Source organism: Pseudomonas sp. PDM05 (assembly GCF_014851685.1).
Lineage (GTDB): Bacteria > Pseudomonadota > Gammaproteobacteria > Pseudomonadales > Pseudomonadaceae > Aquipseudomonas.
On record NZ_JACVAC010000013.1, the window covers coordinates 79,520 to 100,626 of the forward strand.

Here is a 21,107-nt window from a genome sequence, read left to right on the forward strand (position 1 = left end):
ATCGCCATGATCGCCCACGCCGTGCCCGAAGGTTTTGTCTCGCTGCCCCGCAGCAGTCCGCTGCTCGATCTGTTGGGGCCTGCGTATTGCCGGGGCGAAGGCCTGCAACTGGAGATCGGCCTGCGCGCCGATAATCGCCACGCCAATGGCCGTGGCACCGTGCATGGCGGCGTGCTGGCGACTCTGGCGGATGTCGGTATGGGTTATGCGATGGCGTTTTCCAGCGAGCCGCCGTTACCGTTGATCACGGCAAGCATGACCTTGGATTACCTGGGCGCGGTGCAGGTGGGGGAGTGGATTGTGGTGAAGCTGGAGCATCACAAGCGTGGGCGGCAGATGGCGTTTGCCACGGTGAGCCTGCAGGTGGGGGACAAGGTTGTGGCGCGGGCGAATGCGGTGTTTGCGGTGCCCCAATCCGACAGGCAATAAAGATCAAATGTGGGAGATTCTATGGGGGCGGCGCAACACCGCTACCAACAGTGCCACCGCCTTCGCAGCCTCGCTAAAGCTCGACAGCTCCCACAGGGGACTAGCAGTGCCTGGGCGATCTCCAGCCAACACTCACTCCCCAGCAACACCAATCACCTGTGGGAGCGGGCTTGCCCGCGAAAGCGGTGGTTCAGCCAACACCTCCACCAACAGTGCCACCGCCTTCGCAGCCTCGCTAAAGCTCGACAGCTCCCACAGGGGACTAGCAGTGCCTGGGCGATCTCCAGCCAACACTCACTCCCCAGCAACACCAATCACCTGTGGGAGCGGGCTTGCCCGCGAAAGCGGTGGTTCAGCCAACACCTCCACCAACAGTGCCACCGCCTTCGCAGCCTCGCTAAAGCTCGACAGCTCCCACAGGGGACTAGCAGTGCCTGGGCGATCTCCAGCCGGACACTCACTATCCATCAACACCAATCCCCTGTGGGAGCGGGCTTGCCCGCGAAAGCGGTGGTTCAGCCAACACCTCTACCAGCCATGCCACCGCCTTCGCAGCCTCGCTAAAGCTCAACAGCTTCCACCCTGGGACTGTGTTTATTCAGATTGAGCGGGTAAAGAAAAGGCCCGGTTTTCGTGGAACCGGGCCTTGTCCATGTTGCTCTTGCCAATCAGCTGCGTTCGAGGGCCAAGGCCACACCTTGGCCACCACCGATGCACAGCGTCGCCAGACCTTTCTTGGCATCGCGCTTGATCATTTCATGCAGCAGGGTCACCAGCACACGGCAACCTGAAGCGCCAATCGGGTGACCGATGGCAATCGCGCCACCGTTGACGTTGACCTTGTCCGCATCCCACTCCAGCTCTTTGCCCACCGCCAGCGCTTGCGCAGCGAAGGCTTCGTTGGCTTCGATCAGGTCCAGGTCGCCCAGGCTCCAGCCGGCTTTGTCCAGGCAGCGGCGGGTGGCCGAGACCGGGCCGATACCCATGATCGCCGGATCGACGCCGGCATTGGCGTAGCTGGCGATGCGAGCCAACACCGGCAGGCCGAGGGCCTTGGCCTTGTCGGCACTCATCAGCAGTACCGCGGCAGCGCCGTCGTTGAGGCTCGAAGCGTTGCCGGCGGTGACGCTGCCGTCTTTCTTGAACGCGGGTTTGAGCTTGCCCAGGGACTCGGCGGTGGTGCCGGCGCGTGGCTGTTCATCCACGGCGAAGGCCACCGGGTCGCCCTTGCGCTGGGGGATCAGGATCGGCGTGATTTCGTCGGCAAAACGTCCGGCCTCGATGGCTGCCGCGGCTTTTTGCTGGGAGGCTGCGGCGAAGGCGTCCTGGGCTTCACGGCTGATGCCGTACTTGTCCACCAGGTTCTCGGCGGTGATGCCCATGTGGTAATCGTTGAACGCATCCCACAGGCCGTCGCTGATCATGCTGTCGACCATTTTCGCGTGGCCCATGCGCAAGCCGGTGCGCGCGGCGGGTAATACGTAGGGGGCCAGGCTCATGTTCTCCATGCCGCCGGCGATGATCACTTCGGCGTCGCCGCAGCGAATGGCTTGCGCGCCCAGGTGCAGGGCCTTGAGGCCGGAGCCGCAAACCTTGTTCAGGGTCAGGCTCGGCACCGCATGGGGCAGGCCGGCGAGGATCGACGCCTGGCGCGCCGGGTTTTGGCCTGAGCCTGCGGTCAGCACCTGGCCAAGGATCACTTCATCCACCTGGGCCGGGTCGAGGCCGGTTTGCTCCAGCAGGCGACGGATCACGGCGGCGCCCAGTTCCGGTGCCGGAATATTCGCCAGCGAACCCTGGAAGCTGCCCACGGCGGTGCGGGTGGCAGCAACAATCACGACGTCTTGCATGAGATCTGTCCTCACTGGAATTGCATTTCTGGAACGTGGTCCGGGACGATCAGTTTACCGGCGGTCTTGCTCACAATCTCTTCAACGCTGACGCCAGGTGCGCGTTCCTTGAGGACAAAAGCGCCATTTTCGATTTCCAGGTACGCCAGGTCCGTGAGTACGCGCTTGATGCAGTTCGCGCCGGTCAGCGGCAGGCTGCAGCGGCTGAGCAGCTTGGACTCACCGTCCTTGGACGCATGGGTCATGATCACGATGATGTTTTCTGCGCCGGCCACCAGGTCCATGGCGCCGCCCATGCCCTTGACCAGCTTGCCGGGGATCATCCACGAGGCGATGTTGCCCTCTACGTCCACTTCAAACGCGCCAAGCACGGTGAGGTCGACGTGGCCGCCGCGGATCATCGCGAAGGATTCGGCGGAGGAGAAAATCGACGCGCCGATGCGTGCGGTGACGGTCTGTTTGCCGGCGTTGATCATGTCGGCATCGATGGTGTCTTCGGTAGGAAACGGTCCCATGCCGAGCAGGCCGTTTTCCGATTGCAGCATCACTTCCATGCCTTCGGGGATGTAGTTGGCCACCAGGGTCGGGATGCCGATGCCGAGGTTGACGTAGAAGCCGTCCTGCATTTCGCGGGCGACGCGTTGAGCCATTTGTTCGCGGGTAAGAGCCATTTTATGAGTCCTTATTGTTCGGGCTGGAGGCAGATTATTTGCGTACGGTGCGCTGTTCGATGCGCTTCTCGAACGTGCCGCAGATGATCCGGTCGACGTAGATGCCAGGGGTGTGGATCTGCGCCGGGTCCAGCTCGCCCGGTTCGACGATTTCTTCGACTTCGACCACGGTGATCTTGCCGGCGGTGGCGGCCAGCGGGTTGAAGTTCTGGGCGGTGTGGCGATAGATGACGTTGCCGAAGTGGTCGGCTTTCCAGCCCTTGACGATGGCGAAGTCGCCGGTGATGGACTCTTCCATCAGGTACGGGCGGCCGTTGAATTCGCGGGTTTCCTTGCCTTCGGCAACTGGAGTGCCCACGCCGGTGGCGGTGAAGAAGGCCGGGATGCCGGCGCCGCCTGCGCGCATTTTTTCCGCCAGGGTGCCTTGGGGAGTCAGCACTACTTCGATTTCGCCGCTGAGCAGCTGCTTTTCGAACAGGGCGTTTTCACCGACGTAGGATGCGATCACTTTGCGGATCTGTTTTTGTTCCAGCAGTACGCCCAGGCCAAAACCGTCGACGCCGCAGTTGTTGGAAACCACAGTCAGGTCGCGGGTGCCTTTGCGCTTGATTTCGGCGATGAGGTTTTCCGGAATGCCACACAGGCCAAAACCACCGGCAAGTACGGTCATGCCGTCTTCCAAGCCTGCCAGCGCTTCTTCATAGGACGCCACGCGTTTATCGAAACCTGCCATATGCACCTCTTTTATTGTTTGTGGGCCAGCCAATGAACCGAGTGTTGCGCTGCTGGATTGATTTGTTAAGTTGTTTTTTAAGGTTGATTGGTTTGAAAAACAGCATAATCAGCTTCAAGCCGTAAGCTACAAGCGGTAACACGCGGCGTTCACTTGCAGCTTTCAACTTGCAGCTTGGAGCTTCCCATGACCGTTAAACAGATGCGGGCCTTTCTCGCCGTGGCCCAGAGCCTGAGTTTTGCCGCCGCCTGCGAGCGCCTGCACCTTTCCCAATCGGCGCTGAGCCTGACCATCAAGGGCCTCGAAGAAGGGCTGGGTGGGCGCTTGTTCAGCCGCAATACCCGCAACGTCGCGCTGACCCCTGAAGGTGAATCCCTATTGCCCCTGGCTCGCCGGTTGATTGCCGACTGGGACAACGCCGAAGACGAACTGCGCCAGCGCTTTACCCTGCAGCGCGGGCGCGTGACAGTCGCCGCGATGCCTTCGTTCGCCGGCAACCTGTTGCCGCCGATCCTGAAGATATTCCGCGCGCGTTACCCTCAGGTGAATGTGACGGTGCATGATTTGATCAACGAACAGGTCCTGGAGATGGTGCGCGAACGCCAGGTGGAACTGGGTGTGGCGTTCGAGCCCGCTGAAGGCTCGTCACTGGCGTTTACCCCGCTGTATCTGGATCGCTTCATTGCGGTGGTGCCGGGCGATTCGCCGTTGGCCAAGCGCAGCGAAATTGACTGGAAAACCTTGCTGGATCAGCCGTTCATCACATTGCAGCGGCCATCAACGGTTCGGGTAATGCTGGAAGAACATCTGGGCGACTTGCAGATGAAGTTGCCGGTAGCACTGGAAAGCCATCAATTGGCGACGGTGGGCAAGATGGTGGCGAGCGGTTTGGGCGTCAGCGCCGTGCCTGCATTGTGTGCGCGGCAAATGGAGGAGGCGGGCGCCCATTGCATCACCTTGAACGATCCGGTGATTGAACGGCCGATTGGTGTGCTGACCAAGCCGGGGCATGAACTGTCGGCGGCGGCTCAAGTGCTGTTTGATATTTTTCGCGATGAAGCGGCGAAGGGGCGGTTTCCGACTTTTTGAATACACCGCTAACAAGTGTGGGAGCTGGCTTGCCTGCGACAGCTATTTAACATTCAACAACAGTGTTGAAGTTTAAACCGTTATCGCAGGCAAACCAGCTCCCACAGTAGTGCGCGAGTTACTTTCTAGTAGTAGCGATCAATCACTTTAACTTGCGAGCTGTCCTTGACGGCCGCCCAAGCATTATTAAGTGTGTCGAATACTTGCTCGATAAAGTTGCGATCAGCCGCAGCCTTCTTGCCGACATAACCCTGGCCGCGGCGGTACACCTTCAAGCGCGCTGCCAACTCACGGTTATTACGGTCAAACTCGGCTTCTTGGGTATTGGGCGCCAGGCAGTCAAGTTGCACTTCGCCCGACTTGCCAATCCACAGGACATGGTCGTCGAGAGTGTCTTTCTGCGCTGCGAACATCTCAGCCAATTCATCGATAGTTGGTTGGTTGTTCAGATTCATGTGTAAGCCCCTTGACCAGTTGGCGATCTATCAATTGATACGTCGTTAGTTGTCTCCGGTTCCGAAAACCGGGCGTCAGCGTCTGTCTGCCGAATACGGGCAGGGTCTTGAACCTGATGCATGTAGTTTTGCTGATGAACTGCTACGCAATGGTTTCATAACGAAGACAAGCAGCGTTTGAGCTCCTTGTACCGATCCTTGCGGGCCGGTCAGCTTCATCAATCTGCCTTGTGGGCAGTGCACATCCGGAAAAAACAGCTCGGCGGTCAGACGAGCTCTTTCAAAACACCTGTTGCCAACGCTCCCGATCCGGGAGACGTCTCGATAATGCAAGGACAAAAAGGTTACGTCAACGGTTATGTAGTGATTATTTTTGATCACTACATAAATCGTCGTGGACACGGGGAGATGCGTGGAAATGTGACTTGGGCGTCATTTTTTGGTGTGGGTGGTCTTGGATCCAGGATGGTCCACTCGACACAAACCCCCTGTGGGAGATTCTAGGGTTGCGGCGCAACACCTCTACCAACAGTGTCGCCGCCTTCGCAGCCTCGCTAAAGCTCGACAGCTCCAGCCGAGCACTCACTATCCATCAACACCAATCACCTGTGGGAGCGGGCTTGCCCGCGAAACCGATCAGCCAGTTGATACATCTGTAACTGAAATACCGCTATCCCAGGCAAGCCAGCTCCATAGTTGAAACGAGTGGTAGTGTTGCTATCTCAAGCGCTCAACAAGCAACGGCAACAACCGCTCGCACGATGCCTCGATCTTTACCTGCAACAACTCATCCCCACGCGTCTTGCCCAGGTTGATCGCTATCACCGGCTTGCCTTGCTCCACCATCGCCTTGCACAGACGAAACGCCGAGTACGCCATCAGCGATGAGCCCACCACCAGCAACCCCTCGGCATCCGCCACGGCCGCCATTGCCTTGGCGGCCGTGGTTTGGGCGACGTTCTCGCCGAAGAACACCACATCCGGTTTCAAGCGTTGACCGGTGCAATGGGGGCAGCGGGGTACCTGGAAGCGCTCCTCGAACGCCGGATCAAGCAGCGTGTCACCATCGGGGGCTTGCACAGCGTCGACGCCGGCCAGGTAGGGGTTCTCGGTCTCCATCAATTGCTGGATCACGTCGCGCTCGCTGCGCTGTTGGCAGTCCAGGCATAACACGCGGTGCAGGCTGCCGTGCAGTTCGATCACGTCATGACTACCGGCCTGGTCATGCAGGGTGTCGACGTTTTGTGTGACCAACCCGCTGATGCGCTGGCGTTGTTGCAGAGTTGCCAGCGCCCGATGGGCCGCGTTCGGCTGGGCGATTCGCACCTTCGGCCAACCCAGCATCGCCCGTGCCCAATAACGGCGGCGGGCTTGCGTGGTGGCGAGGAACTCCTGGTACATCATCGGCGCCCTGCCTCGGCGCACACCCTCGCTGTCGCGATAATCGGGAATTCCCGAAGACGTGCTGATCCCTGCACCGGTCAGTACCAGAAAGCGCCGTTGCGCCATGGCCCGGTGCAGGGTCTCGAGGTGGTCTTCCTGATGTGCAAGGCTATCGAGCATGGGGTCGCCTATTCGCCGCGGATGTATTGCTCCAGCTGCTTGATCAGATCAGCCTGGTCGGCAATGGCTTCTTTCACCAGGTCGCCGATGGACAGCAGCCCAAGCAGTTTGCCGTCTTCGACCACGGGCAGGTGGCGCAGGTGACTGTCGGTCATGATATTCATGCACTCATCGACCTTTTTATGGGTGTCGACGGTGATCACCGGCGAGCTCATCACCTCGTGGACCTTCGTGGTGACCGACGACAGGCCCTTGAGCATGATTTTGCGCGCGTAGTCCCGTTCGCTGATGATGCCTACCACTACGCCATCCTTGACGACCGGCAAGGCCCCGACGTTTTTCTCCGACATGCGGACCAGCGCTTCAAACACGGTGTGGTCGTGTTTGATGACATGGACTTCCTGGTTTTTCTGGTCCTTGGCTTTGAGCACTTGTGCAACGGTTTTCATGGCGGCCACTCCGGTGTTGTTGTTTGGAAGTCAGCGGGTCCCCTACAGAATCCTAGACGGCTCACGCTGGAGCAAGGTCCAAAGCGGCGTTAAACCCGTCGAAAAACGTCATTCACCGGTTTTTTTCCCGTTTTACCCGGCATTTGTCGGTTTTTTGCCGCGCTTGGGGCCCGCCGCGGTCTTGCGTGGAGCGCTCTTTCGCTTCTTTTTCCAGGGGGCAGCCCCTCGGCCTGCCGGGCTCGCCGGGCCGCTGATGGTCATGCGCAGGCCGTTGCAACGTGCCACCTGCTTGCTCATCCAGGCCGCTTGTTTGGCGACGAATTCTTCCAGGCTCATCTCGCCGCTTTGCACCATGTCCAGGGCCTGCTCCCAGATCGCGGTGGTGCCGGGGTCGGCGATGGCGCGGGGCACGGCGTCGATCAGGCTGAATGCCGCCGGGGTGGCCGAGAGGGCCTTGCCGTTTTTCACCAGGTAACCACGGTCCAGCAAGCCCTGGATAATCCCGGCACGGGTCGCTTCGGTGCCGATGCCGGTGGTGTCCTTGAGCTTTTGCTTGAGGAGCGGGTCTTGCACCAGCTTGGCGACGTTTTTCATCGCCTTGATCAGGTCGCCTTCGGTAAAGGGTTTGGGGGGCTGGGTCCACAGGTCCTTGAGGTTGACCTTGTCCACCGCGTAATCCTGGCCCTGAACCAATGGCGGCAAGGCTTGGGGCGTCGCAACGTCACGTCCCTTTGCCGGCGCCAGGGCTTCCGGCAGGGCGCGCTTCCAGCCCGGTTCGATCACAACCTTGCCCACCGCCCGCAACGCTTGCCCTGCACAGTCGAAGTCGGCCTGGGTGCGATCGTATTCATGGATGGGCAGGAACTGCGCCAGGTAACGTGCGCGAATCAAGGTGTACACCGCGCGGTGCTTGCCGGTGAGTTGCCCGACATCCTTGCCCGCGCCGGTGGGAATGATGCCGTGGTGGGCGCTGACCTTGGCGTCGTTCCACGCTCGGGAGCGGCGTTGCGGGTCGAGATGGGGCATCAGTTCATTCACTGCCGCATCTGCACGGCCCAGCGCCGCGAGAATTTTCGGTGCATCGCCGTGCTGGCTCAGCGGCAGGTAGCCGCAGTCGCTACGGGGGTAGGTGATGACCTTGTGGGTTTCGTACAGCGACTGGGCGATGTCCAGGGTTTCCTGGGCGCCGAGGCCGAGTTTTTTCGAACAGATTTCCTGCAGGGTACCCAGATCGAAGGGCAGGGGCGCCACGTCGCGCATGCGCTCGGTGCGCAACTTGACCAGTCGTGCGCTGGCGGCGTTGCGCATGCCAGCGGCGGCCTCCTGCGCCAATGGCAGGTTGAGGCAGCGGCCCTGGTCATCACAGGCATCTTCGGCGGCGCGCCATTGGGCGGTGAAGGTCATGTGCGCGTGTCGCAGGTCGACATCGATGGCCCAGTACGCCACCGGCACGAAGTCGGCGATGCTGCGGTCGCGGTCCACCACCAGGCGCAAGGTCGGAGTCTGCACGCGGCCCACGGGCAATACGCCTTGATAGCCGGACTGACGCCCGAGCAGGGTAAACAAGCGACTCATGTTCATGCCGATCAGCCAGTCGGCGCGGGAACGGCCAAGGGCCGAGTGATAGAGGCTGAAGGTCTCGGCACCGGGCTTGAGTGCGGCGAGGGCCTTGCGGATGGATGCGTCATCCAACGCCGACAGCCACAGGCGCTGGATCGGCCCGCGATAGCGGCAGTGCTCCACCAGTTCGCGGGCGATCATCTCGCCTTCACGGTCGGCGTCGGTGGCGATCACCAGTTCCTGGGCTTCCCCCAGCAGGCGCTTGACCGCCTTGAACTGGCTGGCGGTCTTGGGCTTGACCCGCATCTTCCATTTTTCCGGAACGATCGGCAGATCGGCCAGCACCCAGCGCTTGTACTTTTCGTCGTAGGCATCGGGTGGGGCGGTTTCCAGCAGGTGGCCGATGCACCAGGTGACCGTGACCCCATTGCCCAGCCAGCAACCGTCGCCGCGACGACTGGCGCCGAGCACGGCCGCGATGTCCTTGGCCTGGGAGGGTTTTTCACAGAGGTACAGCCGCATGGTCATCACATCAGATCGGGTTGATGCTGTGCAGGATGCTCAGTCAGCGGGCATTGATCAACCATTATCTGTATGGATGTACAGCAATTTGTGTGGCCGCCGCAAAACAAATGTGAGAGCGGGCTTGCTCGCGAAGGCGGCGTGTCAGCCAATACATGGTTGACTGATCCACTGCTTTCGCGGGCAAGCCCGCTCCCACACAAGCCCGCTCCCACGGGGAATCTCCCGTGTTCAGGGGGCCCTCAGTTATTGTCGATGTCCACGTGCCGGGTTTCCTTGAGGCAGATCATCCCCACCACCAGGCTCACCCCGGTCACCACCACCGGATACCACAGGCCGTAGAAAATATCCCCGGTGTACACCACCAACGCAAACGACACGGTCGGCAGGAACCCGCCAAACCAACCGTTGCCGATGTGGTAGGGGAGGGACATCGAGGTGTAGCGGATGCGCGTCGGGAACAGTTCCACCATCAACGCCGCCAGCGGGCCGTAGCACATGGCCGCGATCAGGATCAGCGCGACGATCAGCACCACCACCATGGTTTTGTTGACCTGGGCCACGTCCGCCGAACTCGGGTAGCCCGCCAGGGTCACCGCGCCACGCAGGGCCGCTTCGTCAAAACCGTCGATGCGCACTTCGCCGATGCTGACCTGCACCGGGCTGCCGGCTGGGGCGGCGGCGCTGCTGTAGGGCAGGCCCTGCTTGACGAGGAAGGTCTTGACCTTGTCGCATGGGCTGTCGAATTTGGCCTTGCCCACCGGGTCGAACTGGAAGGTGCAGGTGGCCGGGTCGGCCAGCACGGTGATTGGTGCCTGTTGGCTGGCCTGGTCCATGGCCGGGTTGGTGTAGTGCGCCAGGCTCTTGAAGATCGGGAAGTACAGCGCGGTCGCCAGCAGCAGGCCGAGCATCAGCACGGGCTTGCGCCCGACCTTGTCCGACAGCCAGCCGAAGAAGATAAAGAACGGTGCGCCAATCACCACGCTGATGATCAACAACATGTTGGCCAGGGCCGGGTCCATTTTCAGGAACTGGGTGAGGAAGAACAGCACATAGAACTGCGCCGCGTAGAAGGTCACTGCCTGGCCGCCGTTGATACTGAACAGCGCGATCAGCACCACCTTGAGGTTTTCCCACTTGCCGAACGACTCACGGATCGGCGATTTGCTCGCCTTGCCTTCCTCTTTCATTTTCAGAAACGCTGGCGACTCGTGCAGGCTCATGCGAATCCAGGTGGAAATGCCCAGCAGTACGATGGAAAACAGGAACGGAATACGCCAGCCCCACACTTCGAACTGGTCGCCGGTGAAGTAACGGCAGGCCAGTACCACCAGCAGCGACAGCAACAGGCCGACGGTCGCGGTGGATTGAATCCAGCTGGTATGAAAGCCGCGCTTGCCCGCTGGGGCATGCTCGGCCACATAGGTCGCCGCGCCGCCGTATTCGCCGCCCAGTGCCAGGCCTTGCAGCATGCGCAGCACGATCAGGATGATCGGCGCCGCAATGCCGATGCTCGCATAGGTCGGCAACAACCCCACGCAGAACGTCGCCACGCCCATCAAGATGATGGTCACCAGGAACGTGTATTTGCGCCCGATCATGTCGCCCAGGCGCCCGAACACCAGTGCGCCGAACGGCCGCACCACAAAGCCGGCCGCAAAGGCCATCAAGGCAAAGATGAAGGCCGTGGTGTCGTTGACCCCGGCAAAGAACTGCTTGCTGATCACCGCCGCAAGGGCGCCGTAAAGGAAAAAGTCATACCACTCGAACACCGTCCCCAGGGACGAGGCGAAGATGACCTTCTTGGATTCGTTACCGGTGCTCGCGTCTGCCGCCGAGCCCAGGGTTTGAACATGTTCTGACATCGGGTAGCCCTCACAGTGATTATTTATTGTTGTTCCACTGTCGGCGCCAGGTGTGGCGCCGCTATTCAGATTGCATGGACCAGTTCTCTCTCCGGGGCAAGGCTCCTTGTATTCGGCGAAAGGATCAGCTGTGCGGCTTTTTCCGCGATCATCAGCGTGGGTGAACAGGTATTGCCGGACGTGATGCGCGGCATGATCGAGGCATCGGCGATGCGCAGGCCGGGTACGCCATGCACGCGCAGTTGGGCGTCGACCACGGCATCCGGATCGTTGCCCATGCGGCAGGTGCCCACCGGATGGAAGATGGTGGTGCCGATCCGCGCGGCGGCTTCGTGCAGTTCGTCCTCGGTTTGCAGCGCGTCGCCGGGCAGGTATTCCACCGGCTTGAACGGGCGCAGGGCCGGCGCGGCGACGATGCGGCGGGTCAGGCGGATCGCATCGGCAGCCACCCGCAGGTCTTGCGGATGGCTGAGGTAATTGGGCCGGATCAGCGGCGCATCTGCCGGGTTGGCCGAGCGGATGTCCACACGGCCACGGCTTTGCGGACGCAGGTCGCAGACCGAGGCGGTAAACGCCGGGAACCCGTGCAACGGTTCGCCAAAGCGCTCCAGGGACAGCGGTTGCACATGGTATTCAAGGTTGGCCGAGGTCTGCTCCGGGCTCGAGCGGGCAAACGCGCCGAGTTGGCTGGGGGCCATCGACAGTGGGCCGCTGCGGTCATACAGGTAGCGCAGGCCCATGCCCAGCTTGCCCCACACGGAACCGGCGATCTGGTTGAGGGTGCGGGCGTTTTCCAGTTTGTAGATCAGGCGCAGTTGCAGGTGATCCTGCAGGTTGCCGCCGACGCCGGGCAATTCATGCAGCAGGTTGATGCCCAGCGGCTTGAGCACGTTGGAAGGGCCAATCCCCGAACGCTGCAAAATGCCTGGCGAACCGACTGAGCCGGCGCACAACACGATTTCCTTGCGCGCCTTCCAGTTCAACGACTGGCCCAGCTGGCGGCCGACCACTTGCGAGGCGCGGCCGTTTTCCAGGAGCACGCGATCGACTTCCACGCCGGTCAGCACTGTGAGATTGGGCCGCTGGCGGATCGGCTTGAGAAACGCCTTGGCCGCATTCCAGCGCACACCGGCCTTCTGGTTGACCTGGAAGTAGCCGCAACCTTCGTTGTCACCCGTGTTGAAATCGTTGGTGTTGGCGATGCCGCTTTGCGCCGCTGCATCGCGGAACGCATCGAGGATCGGCCAGTGCAAGCGCTGTTGTTCGACACGCCATTCACCGCCATCGCTGTGAAATGGCGAGCTGCCGGCAAAATGGTTTTCGCTTTTCTTGAACAGCGGCAACACCTCGTCCCACGCCCAGCCCGGGTTGCCTGCCGCCGCCCAACCGTCGTAATCCTGGGCCTGGCCACGCATGTAGATCATGCCGTTGATCGACGAGCAGCCACCCAACACCTTGCCCCGTGGATAACTCAATGCACGGCCTTGCAGGCCTTCCTGGGCTTCGGTCTTGAAACACCAGTCGGTGCGCGGGTTGCCGATGCAGAACAGGTAGCCGACGGGGATGTGGATCCAGGGATAGTTGTCGCGGCCACCGGCTTCGAGCAACAGCACGCGGTGGGCGGGGTTGGCGGACAGACGATTGGCCAGCAGGCAGCCAGCGGGGCCGGCGCCGACGACGATGTAGTCGAATTCAGCAGTTGCAGTGGGCATCTGAAGGGCTCGCTTGTTTTTCTTATTGCCCCCATCCTAGTTGTTAGTTTTCGTCTTAAAAATGTTAGTTTTTACCCAGCTGCTGTGCGTTTTTAAACAGCGCCGCCCAGGCTGATGCAATGGAGGTGTCATGTTCGACTGGAATGACCTGCGCTATTTTCTCGAGTTGCAACGCAGCGGCCGCCTGATCACCGCCGCACAGCGCCTGAAAACCACCCACGCCACCGTCGCCCGGCATATCGAGGCCATCGAGAAGAGCCTCGGCACCGCGTTGTTCGTGCAACACGCCCAGGGCTACGAGCTGACGCCAGCCGGCGAAGCGCTGCTCAAGCACGCCGAAGCCATGGAGAACGTCGCGCTGCTGGCCGAAGACGAACTCACCCATAGTGCTGCGCCGTTGGGCAAGATCCGCTTGGGCGTCGCCGAAGGCCTGGGGGTGATGTTCCTCGCCAGTCGCATGGGAGGGTTGTTTGATCGCTACCCTGGATTGGAAGTGGAGCTGGTGGCCGTGCCGCGCTTTGTCAGCATCCTCAACCGTGAAGCGGAGATCAGCATCCACCTGGAACGCCCCAGTGTCGATCAGCTGGTCACGCGCAAACTCACCGACTATCGCCTGGCCCTCTACGCCAGTCGCGCGTACCTGGACCGCAGTCCGCCGATTGAAAAGCGTGAAGATCTCGCGGCGCACGCGTGGATCGACTATGTGGACGACTTGCTGTTCAGTCAGGAGCTGAAATTCCTCAGCAGCTTCTGCCGCAACCCCAAGGTGGTGTTTCACAGCACCAGTGTGATCGCCCAGCACCAGGCGGCGCGTTCGGGGCTGGGGATTGCCGTGTTGCCGTGTTTCATGGCGGCTGGCGACCCGGACCTGGTGCCGTTGTTGCCGGCAGAGAACATCCAGCGCAGCTACTGGATCAGTTCGCGCCGGGAGCTGCACAAGTCGGTGCGTCTGCGGGTGTTGTGGGATTACGTGGTGGGGTTGTGTGCGCGGGAGCAAGGGTTGCTGCTCGGCGAAACCAACTGACTGAAACCGGATTAAACCTGTGGGGGCGGGTTTGCTTGCGAATGCGGTGAATCAGTCACACATCTACTGACTGACACTCGGCTTTCGCGGGCAAGCCCGCTCCCACAGGTGATCGGTGTTGCTGGGCTGTCAGCGCTCGGCTGGAGATCGCCCAGACACTGCCAATCCCCTGTGTCGAGCTTTAGCGAGGCTGCGAAGGCGGCACTGTTGGCGGATATGCTGCCCCTCAACCATAGAATCTCCCACAGTTTGATTTTGGTGTGTCAGGACGGTTTAGAGTTTCACCACCTGATGCACCTGCTCCGCACAGGCCCGTGCATCGTCGACCATCTTCCCAAACGCCGCGCTGACAATTTCATCGTGGGTCAGCCAGCGCATTTTCTGGCTCAGGCGATAGTGATAGCGCAAGACGCCATCCTCGCGCTTGCCTTCCAGGTCCAGGTCGTACCACGGCGAGCGTACCTGGCAGCCGGGAATGGTCTTTTCCATCTGCCCGCCGCTCAGGGTAATGGTGTAGTCATTCGTTTGCGGATTGCCCTGGTCCAGGTCGGCTTGCTGCCCCTGGCGGCGGTAGTCGATGAAGGTATCCCAGCGGCCTTTGAGCGACTCATCGGAGTAGACGTAGTCGTTCCCCAGTTTTTCCAGGGCACGCTGGTCGCTCATGTTGGCCGTGATGCTATACCCGTCGTGTACGACAAAACCTGTGGCTGCGCGGGAGACGCGGCAGTCGCTGATCTCGTGGCCGAAGTTGGCGCAGATGTTCTGGTCGGTGGCGGTGGCGCCTTGCTGGCGGTCGGCGACACTCAGTTGCATCAGCGGCAGGCGACTGAAGGCGAGGGTTGCTTGAATCGTGGCATTGCCCTGCTGGTCGTAGTGCACCTGTTTATTCAGGCGCAGGGTGGTTTCGGCACGTTCCAACGGGATATGTTCCTCGCGCACCTGGCCCTGGGCGTCGTTGACCAGCACCCAGCGGTCCTGGAGGTCAGGCATGGTCTGGCCTGGGGCAAACACCGGGTTGGTCGGGTCCAGCCACCAGACCTGGCCGTCCACCTGGGCGCGCACGATGGCGTGGTTTGGCGCGTGGGTGCCGGGGATCAGCAACGACTCGGCCAGATCACCGCGGCTGACCCAGGCGGTTTCGGCGTGAATGCCGCTGGCCTTGAGCAGGGCGGTCAACAGGATCGCCAGGTCTTTACAGTCGCCATACCCATGCTGCTCGATTTCTGCCAGGTTGAACGGCACATAACCGCGTTCCGTGGCGCGCCAGTCGCCGAGGTAACGATAGTGATCGTTGATGTGCTGCATCAACCGGGCAACCTGCTCGGCCGGCGCCAGGTTGCGCACGGCGACGACGGCAGCGGCGCTTTGCGGCGGCAGGTTGGCTCCGAGGATCTGGTTGTAGCGCTGGCCCAGATCGCCGAAATACGCCTGACGTTCCAGGGCGCTGCCCACCTCGATGCGCGGGATGTGCAGCAGCGCAGCGTTGGAGGATTCGTTGATGTAGTTCAGAAAAGTCGGGGCTTTTTGCACCACGTCCAGGGTCTTGCCGTTGGCTGATGGCGTCACCTGGAAACCGTCGAACCCTTCACTGCGCCACTGGATCGGCCGCTCGGCAGTAAAGCGTGCCTTGAAGTGGTCGCGCCGGGCTGCGCTGGGGCCGAACTTGAGGGCGTAATGAAACTGCGTCATCAGCGGCTTGGCGGGGTGATGCTCGCGCACGGTGTAGCGAATCCGAGTGCCAACGCGCAGGTTGGGGAAGGCCAGGGAGGTCTGCTTGTCGCGACTGAAACCCTGGTCCGGGTTGGGCGCGGTACGCGTATCGATCTGCGTGTCCGCCAGGGCGACCGGCTTGGCACCGGGCTGGGTGGATTGCGCGCCGAGTACTTCGAAGGTATCGCCTTCGGAGTAATCGAAGTCGATCCGCGAGAGCATCTCGCGGCCGCTGGGCTTGAGAATGGTGTACTGGTAAGTGGTGGTGCAGTCGGTGCTGGCGTCACGATTGAAGTGGCAATGCAGCTCGGTGTCGCTGGCCAGCGGGGCTTCGGCCAAGGGTTGCAATGCGGCAAAAACGGCTGGGGTAACAAGCCCCAGACTGATGGCAATCAAAGGGCGGTGAAACAAAAAACGGTACATGGGCGCCTCGGGTGACACATTGAAACAGCTACCTGGCAGGTAGCGAGAAGGCGCCGGATGATAATGGATCGCAACGGGGAAGGCCAGGATCGTTCGACAATCAATGTTGTTGAAAGGCCCGTTCTAGAGCCTTCTTTTGAGCATTCCTACGTCTGGTATTTCGAAATCGACTAGGGAATCGCAATCCCCAGTGCATTCAGCGTCGGCGTGTCCATTCGGCCATGATTCTGCAAGTTCGAGTCCGCCTGGAAAGCCATCAAAGCTCCGCGGGTACTATTGCCTAAAACACCATCGATGCTGCCGCTGTAATACCGCTTGACCATCAATGCCGTCTGCACGCGCATGACCAACTGGTTTCGATCAGGTGTAGCAGATGTTCTGGCTGGCGCTGCTGAAGGTGCTGTAGACGCAGCACGGCCGCTTGATCCGCTGAAACGATTGGTTGTCGTAGAGGGGGCGCTGTAGGCGGAAGCCGGTGGCGTGTAGCTGCGTGGGGCGCTGTAACCACCCGAGCCACTGTAGTGCGAGCTGTGGGAACTATGTGACCTGTGGGAGCTGTGGGAGCGATGTGCCGCGTAGATATTGACGGCGTCGGGGGCGTTGAGTGTGTTGTTGAAGACAGGGGATTTATCTGTCGTCGTCCATTCAGGCTGGGTCAATGCGACTTGATTGGCATAAGCCAAGGGGCTCAATGCGACGGGAACCAGCGCGACGCCTTGGCTGATCAGCATTTTCCAACGGTCCATCAGTGTCATGAAGCGCTCCTTGCGTAGTTGATGCCTTCGTTCAGATTGAGCGGGCGAATGCCTCGGCTCTGCCAGCGAAGGGAGTGAGATTTGAAGAAACCGGCACAGTAGTGTTTGGCTGTGCAGGATTGGCAGGTGTCGATAAACAGATTCTTCCAATCGGAAATGCTTTGCCGGTAGAACCGTTTCAGCGATGGATCAAGTACACACAACGGCAAGTTATAGACCGACACACTCAGCCCCCGGATATCGAGGAAATGGCAGGCGCTGGCGAGTGTGTCTTGATAGTCCAACGGGTCGATCCATAAGACGTCGTAATTCTTCTTTGCAAGCCCCGTATTCTCGATTCCCATCATTGCGATGTGCTGCACGAACGGCAGGTTGCGGAAAATGAAATGCGCCAGCTCAGGTAGCCGTGATGTCGTCAAATGACTGAGTACAATCCTGATTTCGATGTTTTGACCGGCACGAGCAAGGTTGTACAGCCCCTTCATGGTCTCGCTGAACGCCCCGGGCGCTTGCACGACATGATCGTGGTCTGCCGCATTGTCGGCATACAGCGGGATACCCCACGTGAGGCGTGGGTGTTGGATTTCGTTGAGACAGGCCAGCCAGCCTGCCTGCGCCAACAGGCGTCCGTTACTTAAAATGTGCAGCGATTTCTCCGGCAAGACCTCACTGGCTTTTTTGATCAGTGCCAGGAGGCCGTCGGCGTACAACGTCGGTTCGCCGCCGCTGATACCTATTTGTTCATCGCCTTTATCCATCAGATCAATCAGCCGCAGGTTTTCTTCGACATGCCAGTAGTCGTCGATGTCCTTGGGGGGTTGCGAGCACATCAGGCACAGGCTGTTGCATCTGTCGGTGATGAACAGCAGGTTGCTGTTGGCGTTGCGTCTATAAAGCACCCTGACGACATTCGAAGCCGGTGACAGCGCAATCACATCCCCTGGTTGAACCACTCGGTTGTCTTTGGGGGCCGTGAGGATGATTCCTGGGTAATCGGTCGCAAGCGCGCCGTCGACGAGCAAGATGCCAGCGACTGGCAGTGTCAGCAGTGTGGGTTGCTCAAGCACTTCTTCGAGTGTCAGCCATAGCAGCAGGTCGTTGAAGCTGGCTTCGCCGGCGCAGCCGTTTGTGCCTTTTTCGATCAACTCGTTAACGCTGATGACTTTGAGCAGGCGTGCCCTGTCGAGGTGTTGAATCTCAAATTGCGTATCCAGTCTGAGCATCTCAGCCTCCGTATCCTGGCTGCGCTAGATCATTGAATGAGCGGCGTGCCAGCCACGACATCAGTACTCGTTGGGTCGAGTGATCCCCATTGCGTAATAACCCGAACAGGTGGGTAAGCAGTGCCGTATTTTTTTGACAGAACGTACTGAAGGATCGATGCCCTATCGGGTCCCCCTGGCGGGCGAAGTGTTCGATAGGGTCTGCGCCGCAATAAGGCACCAATGCGCAATCGGAACAGCCCGGCAATGCCTCCGCTATTCCGGCGTCCAAGAGTTGCCTCACAACCGGCGAGTGCAACAGTTCACTCAACGGCTGGCGGACAGTACCCAGCTTCAATCCGCTTTCGCCCATCTCTAGCAGCATACGTGCCTCATCAGAGGGGTATACGTCACCGTCGTAGTTGTAGACCAATGCTCCCACCGCGGCGCCCAATGGTGAGCGCAAATCGACATAGCCACTTGAGAACGGCGTGAGCATGTTGCCGAGCAATAACGAGGCATAGCCCTCGCTCAAGTAGGTTCCTTCGCTGTTGAGTTGAATCAGGTAACTCAGCGCCTCGGTATAAAAACTCAAGTATTGGTCAATCGAATAGTCCAAGCGCTCGCTGGACTTCTTGGCAAAGCCGTAGGGGCTCAGCGGCCTGAGGGAGATGCTCTTGAACCCTTGCTTGACGTATTCGTCGATGATTGCCTTCGGGTGCTCCAGACTTCTTGAGGTCAGTGTGGTGAGTGCTGACACGGCGTCATGGCCTAGGACATCGCGTATGCGATGGATACCCTCAAGTGTGCGCTCATAGGCATTTTTTTCCGGGGTGGGGCGGTTGGCGTTGTGCAAAAAAGCCGGGCCGTCCAGGGACGTTGAAAATTGCACGGCGTACTGTTTGGCAAACGCCAGGATCGGGTCTGTGAGGTGATGCAACGTGCTGCTGATAATGAACTGAATACTGCGGTGTTCGGTTTCATTGCGAGCACTCACGGCCTCGATGATCTGTTTGACCCGGTCAAATGCCAGAAGGGGCTCGCCGCCCTGAAACTCTACGGTGAGCACCGGCGAGGGAGACTCGAATAATCGGTCGACTGCGTGCATGGCATCTTCGGCAGACATGTCATGTGCATGGTCGCCTAGCGGGGCGCGGGATACTTGGCAGTACTGGCAGGTGTGATTGCATCGCAAAGTGACCACAAACAAATGCAGTGCCGGGCCTCCGAAGAGGAAGTTCTTGCGGCTGCGAATCTGCGCGGCCATTTCTGGAAAGGGCGTGTGTATTTCCGGCTCGTAAATGAAATGACGTGCGAGTAGGTCTTTATACAAGGCTGACTGACGATCGAGACGTTTATGTACGATCCCAGGCAGGTCACTGTCTTTCACAAACAGGTACTCTCCCGTGTCTGCCGTGATCAGTACTTGTGAGTCGCCGACTTCAGGCATTCGCATAAAACGAAACGGGAGCAATCGGTAATCGGTTTGCTTGGCAATCAGGGCGACAGACATATCAGTAGCCGCACTCTTTCAAGGCGACACTGGCGAGAAGCTCCCTTAAACCGCGGGTTTCCAGTGCAATCTGGTCGCGGAGTGCGAAATCATTCAGATGGCGAAGGATCATGGCTCTGGCCGTGTCAGCAGCGTAGCCCAGCAGATTGGATGAATCATTCGGCGTGACTTCAAGCACCCATTGCGTATGCTCATGGCGCACCAAAAAGGAGAAATCCTTGGCGAGGCTATAGACCACGCGCTGCACGATCCTGAGCGGGTAGACCTGCTCATCCAAATTGAGTGCCAGCGACCAGGCCATAACAGAACTCCCTTCCAATAACCCTATATATGGTTGGGATAATGCCTCAGATTAAAGGCTAAATGCCATTACTGATGATACAAACTTGAACGTTTTCTGCGCCTTGTCTGGATGTTCGTCGCTGGTGCTGTCTGGAACGCCTGTTTCAGAGGCATTTCTCTAAGCAACTTGTTCAGGCACGTAATTCAAATTCGGCACTGCCGAGCCTTTCCCCATTCACCAACACGTGCACGACATGCCGTCCGGGATAGTGCTTACGAGTGGTCAGCTCACGGATATGTTGCTCGCGCCGAATGCTGTGCTGTTCACCCGCGCCCAAGGTGAACGCCTTGAGCTTGAACACTTTTTTTGCGCTGTGCCCCGCGCTTTTCACGTAGTCGATGGCGTAGTCCACCACCAGCTTCTGCGCGGTGTCGGCGGTGGATTCCAGGCTGAACGACAGGTTGATCCGCTCACCCAGGTTGATCACCGCGGGGGTCACGCTCAGTTGGTGCAGTTTTACCTCGGCTTTCGCCCCGGCGCCCATGAGCGTCAGCGCACGGGTGTTGCCTTGTTTGATCAGGCTGCGCAGGGCGTGGCGGGCGATCCAGGCGGTGTGGGGGTTGTCCAGCGACCAGCCTTCGATCAGCGTGAGTACCCAGTCGGGGTGGTCTTTGGTGATGTCGTTGAGGTGGTTGGCCACCGATTTGCGTACGTACAGGCTGGGGTCGGCCTTGAGGTTGTCGAGGATCGACGCGCAGCATTCAGGGTTGGCCTGGACTTCGGCCAGGCGGAACGACCAGGGCAGGCGCGGGCGCGAGCCTTCGCTGGCGAGGCGGCGTACGTGCTCGTTGGTGTCCTGCGACCAGGTTTGCATCACTGCAAGGGTGCGCGGGAAGTCGCGCAGCAGGAAGTGGCGGATGCCGAATTCGGAGGAGCCAAAGGTAGTGAAATACTTGAGTGCGGCCATGGAGCGCTTGAAGTCATCCTGCCCGTAGCTGGCCACGAAGTGCGGCAGGAACAGGCTGACGAAACTGCTGTTCAGGCGCGGTGCCAGGGCGTAGAGCAGTTCAAGGGTTTGCGGGTACGCCAGTGGGATTACCGCATGCAGGCTTTCGCTGACCCGCGCCATGCGTTGCAACACCGACAACTCGGCCAGCCCGGCCGTGGCGTGCGTGAGGAAACCCTTGGCGTCGAATGCCGGGTACACCGCCGTCATTTCGCTGGCGATGTGTTGCAGGCGCTCGACGTTGAAGATTTCCTTGAGGGCTGGGGCGCTTTGCTCGGTCATCGGTGATTCCA

At 60.0% G+C, this 21,107-nt stretch carries 18 protein-coding genes; 3 read left to right on the forward strand and 15 right to left on the reverse strand.

Annotated features, from left to right (window positions below):
* Window positions 1-6: 6 nt before the first annotated feature.
* Entirely contained in the window at window positions 7-429 is a 423-nt protein-coding gene (locus IB241_RS22250) for a PaaI family thioesterase (RefSeq protein WP_192300353.1), read from the forward strand.
* Window positions 430-1,097: 668 nt separating this feature from the next.
* Here the strand turns inward: IB241_RS22250 and IB241_RS22255 are convergent.
* The 3 genes from IB241_RS22255 to IB241_RS22265 are packed head-to-tail and all read right to left on the reverse strand — an operon-like array spanning window position 1,098 to window position 3,683.
* Window positions 1,098-2,279: an acetyl-CoA C-acetyltransferase gene (locus IB241_RS22255; protein ID WP_192300354.1), complete on the reverse strand. Its 1,182-nt coding sequence runs from the start codon at window positions 2,277-2,279 to the stop codon at window positions 1,098-1,100.
* An 11-nt stretch (window positions 2,280-2,290) separates the two neighbouring features.
* Entirely contained in the window at window positions 2,291-2,950 is a 660-nt protein-coding gene (locus IB241_RS22260; protein WP_192300355.1) for a CoA transferase subunit B, read from the reverse strand.
* Between the two features lie 34 nt (window positions 2,951-2,984).
* A complete protein-coding gene (locus IB241_RS22265; RefSeq protein WP_192300356.1) occupies window positions 2,985-3,683 on the reverse strand; it encodes a CoA transferase subunit A in 699 nt (232 codons plus the stop codon).
* 186 nt (window positions 3,684-3,869) lie between these two features.
* Here IB241_RS22265 and IB241_RS22270 point away from each other — a divergent pair, with 186 nt between their 5' ends.
* Window positions 3,870-4,772 (forward strand): LysR family transcriptional regulator, encoded by a 903-nt coding sequence (locus IB241_RS22270; RefSeq protein ID WP_192300357.1) that lies wholly within the window; start codon window positions 3,870-3,872, stop codon window positions 4,770-4,772.
* A gap of 125 nt (window positions 4,773-4,897) precedes the next feature.
* Here the strand turns inward: IB241_RS22270 and IB241_RS22275 are convergent, their stop codons facing one another.
* The 6 genes from IB241_RS22275 to IB241_RS22300 all read right to left on the reverse strand — a co-directional run bounded on the left by IB241_RS22275 (window position 4,898) and on the right by IB241_RS22300 (window position 12,898).
* Entirely contained in the window at window positions 4,898-5,227 is a 330-nt protein-coding gene (locus IB241_RS22275) for a hypothetical protein (protein WP_192300358.1), read from the reverse strand.
* A 717-nt stretch (window positions 5,228-5,944) separates the two neighbouring features.
* Window positions 5,945-6,790 (reverse strand): NAD-dependent protein deacetylase, encoded by an 846-nt coding sequence (locus tag IB241_RS22280; protein ID WP_192300359.1) that lies wholly within the window; start codon window positions 6,788-6,790, stop codon window positions 5,945-5,947.
* Window positions 6,791-6,798: 8 nt separating this feature from the next.
* On the reverse strand, window positions 6,799-7,239 hold the full coding sequence (locus IB241_RS22285) for a CBS domain-containing protein (protein WP_024074507.1): 441 nt from the start codon (window positions 7,237-7,239) through the stop codon (window positions 6,799-6,801).
* A gap of 132 nt (window positions 7,240-7,371) precedes the next feature.
* The gene (locus tag IB241_RS22290) at window positions 7,372-9,321 is read right to left on the reverse strand and encodes a DNA topoisomerase III (protein WP_192300426.1); all 1,950 of its coding nucleotides are present in this window, start codon (window positions 9,319-9,321) and stop codon (window positions 7,372-7,374) included.
* A gap of 242 nt (window positions 9,322-9,563) precedes the next feature.
* Complete coding sequence (locus IB241_RS22295; RefSeq protein ID WP_192300360.1) at window positions 9,564-11,186, reverse strand: MFS transporter; 1,623 nt, start codon at window positions 11,184-11,186, stop codon at window positions 9,564-9,566.
* A 65-nt stretch (window positions 11,187-11,251) separates the two neighbouring features.
* Window positions 11,252-12,898, reverse strand: a complete 1,647-nt coding sequence (locus IB241_RS22300) for a GMC family oxidoreductase (protein ID WP_192300361.1) — start codon at window positions 12,896-12,898, stop codon at window positions 11,252-11,254.
* Between the two features lie 130 nt (window positions 12,899-13,028).
* Here IB241_RS22300 and IB241_RS22305 point away from each other — a divergent pair, with 130 nt between their 5' ends.
* The gene (locus IB241_RS22305; RefSeq protein WP_192300362.1) at window positions 13,029-13,922 is read left to right on the forward strand and encodes a LysR family transcriptional regulator; all 894 of its coding nucleotides are present in this window, start codon (window positions 13,029-13,031) and stop codon (window positions 13,920-13,922) included.
* Window positions 13,923-14,195: 273 nt separating this feature from the next.
* On the opposite strand, the gene IB241_RS22310 is transcribed toward IB241_RS22305, so the two are convergent.
* From IB241_RS22310 to IB241_RS22335, 6 genes are all read right to left on the reverse strand, one after another.
* Window positions 14,196-16,055, reverse strand: a complete 1,860-nt coding sequence (locus tag IB241_RS22310) for a DUF3857 domain-containing transglutaminase family protein (protein WP_192300363.1) — start codon at window positions 16,053-16,055, stop codon at window positions 14,196-14,198.
* A gap of 170 nt (window positions 16,056-16,225) precedes the next feature.
* Window positions 16,226-16,810, reverse strand: coding sequence for a His-Xaa-Ser repeat protein HxsA (gene hxsA / locus IB241_RS22315; RefSeq protein WP_192300364.1), 585 nt, complete (start codon window positions 16,808-16,810; stop codon window positions 16,226-16,228).
* The gene (hxsC, locus tag IB241_RS22320) at window positions 16,807-18,033 is read right to left on the reverse strand and encodes a His-Xaa-Ser system radical SAM maturase HxsC (RefSeq protein WP_192300365.1); all 1,227 of its coding nucleotides are present in this window, start codon (window positions 18,031-18,033) and stop codon (window positions 16,807-16,809) included. The genes hxsA and hxsC overlap by 4 nt, the downstream gene beginning before the upstream one ends.
* A 1-nt stretch (window position 18,034) precedes the next feature.
* Entirely contained in the window at window positions 18,035-19,525 is a 1,491-nt protein-coding gene (gene hxsB / locus IB241_RS22325) for a His-Xaa-Ser system radical SAM maturase HxsB (RefSeq protein ID WP_192300366.1), read from the reverse strand.
* 1 nt (window position 19,526) lies between these two features.
* Window positions 19,527-19,826 carry a His-Xaa-Ser system protein HxsD gene (gene hxsD, locus IB241_RS22330; RefSeq protein WP_192300367.1) on the reverse strand — a complete coding sequence of 100 codons (300 nt, stop codon included), beginning with the start codon at window positions 19,824-19,826 and terminating at the stop codon, window positions 19,527-19,529.
* 172 nt (window positions 19,827-19,998) lie between these two features.
* Window positions 19,999-21,096 carry a DNA alkylation repair protein gene (locus tag IB241_RS22335; protein WP_192300368.1) on the reverse strand — a complete coding sequence of 366 codons (1,098 nt, stop codon included), beginning with the start codon at window positions 21,094-21,096 and terminating at the stop codon, window positions 19,999-20,001.
* Between the last annotated feature and the right edge of the window lie 11 nt (window positions 21,097-21,107).

Bases quoted from the DNA above. Each gene is read 5' to 3' on its own strand.
- IB241_RS22255 (WP_192300354.1), bottom strand. From the start codon at position 2,279: ATGCAAGACGTCGTGATTGTTGCTGCCACCCGCACCGCCGTGGGCAGC.
- IB241_RS22270 (WP_192300357.1), top strand. From the start codon at position 3,870: ATGACCGTTAAACAGATGCGGGCCTTTCTCGCCGTGGCCCAGAGCCTG.
- hxsA (WP_192300364.1), bottom strand. From the start codon at position 16,810: ATGACACTGATGGACCGTTGGAAAATGCTGATCAGCCAAGGCGTCGCG.
- IB241_RS22305 (WP_192300362.1), top strand. From the start codon at position 13,029: ATGTTCGACTGGAATGACCTGCGCTATTTTCTCGAGTTGCAACGCAGC.
- IB241_RS22265 (WP_192300356.1), bottom strand. From the start codon at position 3,683: ATGGCAGGTTTCGATAAACGCGTGGCGTCCTATGAAGAAGCGCTGGCA.
- IB241_RS22275 (WP_192300358.1), bottom strand. From the start codon at position 5,227: ATGAATCTGAACAACCAACCAACTATCGATGAATTGGCTGAGATGTTC.
- hxsD (WP_192300367.1), bottom strand. From the start codon at position 19,826: ATGGCCTGGTCGCTGGCACTCAATTTGGATGAGCAGGTCTACCCGCTC.
- IB241_RS22295 (WP_192300360.1), bottom strand. From the start codon at position 11,186: ATGTCAGAACATGTTCAAACCCTGGGCTCGGCGGCAGACGCGAGCACC.
- IB241_RS22300 (WP_192300361.1), bottom strand. From the start codon at position 12,898: ATGCCCACTGCAACTGCTGAATTCGACTACATCGTCGTCGGCGCCGGC.
- IB241_RS22285 (WP_024074507.1), bottom strand. From the start codon at position 7,239: ATGAAAACCGTTGCACAAGTGCTCAAAGCCAAGGACCAGAAAAACCAG.
- IB241_RS22260 (WP_192300355.1), bottom strand. From the start codon at position 2,950: ATGGCTCTTACCCGCGAACAAATGGCTCAACGCGTCGCCCGCGAAATG.
- hxsB (WP_192300366.1), bottom strand. From the start codon at position 19,525: ATGTCTGTCGCCCTGATTGCCAAGCAAACCGATTACCGATTGCTCCCG.
- IB241_RS22280 (WP_192300359.1), bottom strand. From the start codon at position 6,790: ATGCTCGATAGCCTTGCACATCAGGAAGACCACCTCGAGACCCTGCAC.
- IB241_RS22250 (WP_192300353.1), top strand. From the start codon at position 7: ATGATCGCCCACGCCGTGCCCGAAGGTTTTGTCTCGCTGCCCCGCAGC.
- IB241_RS22290 (WP_192300426.1), bottom strand. From the start codon at position 9,321: ATGCGGCTGTACCTCTGTGAAAAACCCTCCCAGGCCAAGGACATCGCG.
- hxsC (WP_192300365.1), bottom strand. From the start codon at position 18,033: ATGCTCAGACTGGATACGCAATTTGAGATTCAACACCTCGACAGGGCA.
- IB241_RS22310 (WP_192300363.1), bottom strand. From the start codon at position 16,055: ATGTACCGTTTTTTGTTTCACCGCCCTTTGATTGCCATCAGTCTGGGG.
- IB241_RS22335 (WP_192300368.1), bottom strand. From the start codon at position 21,096: ATGACCGAGCAAAGCGCCCCAGCCCTCAAGGAAATCTTCAACGTCGAG.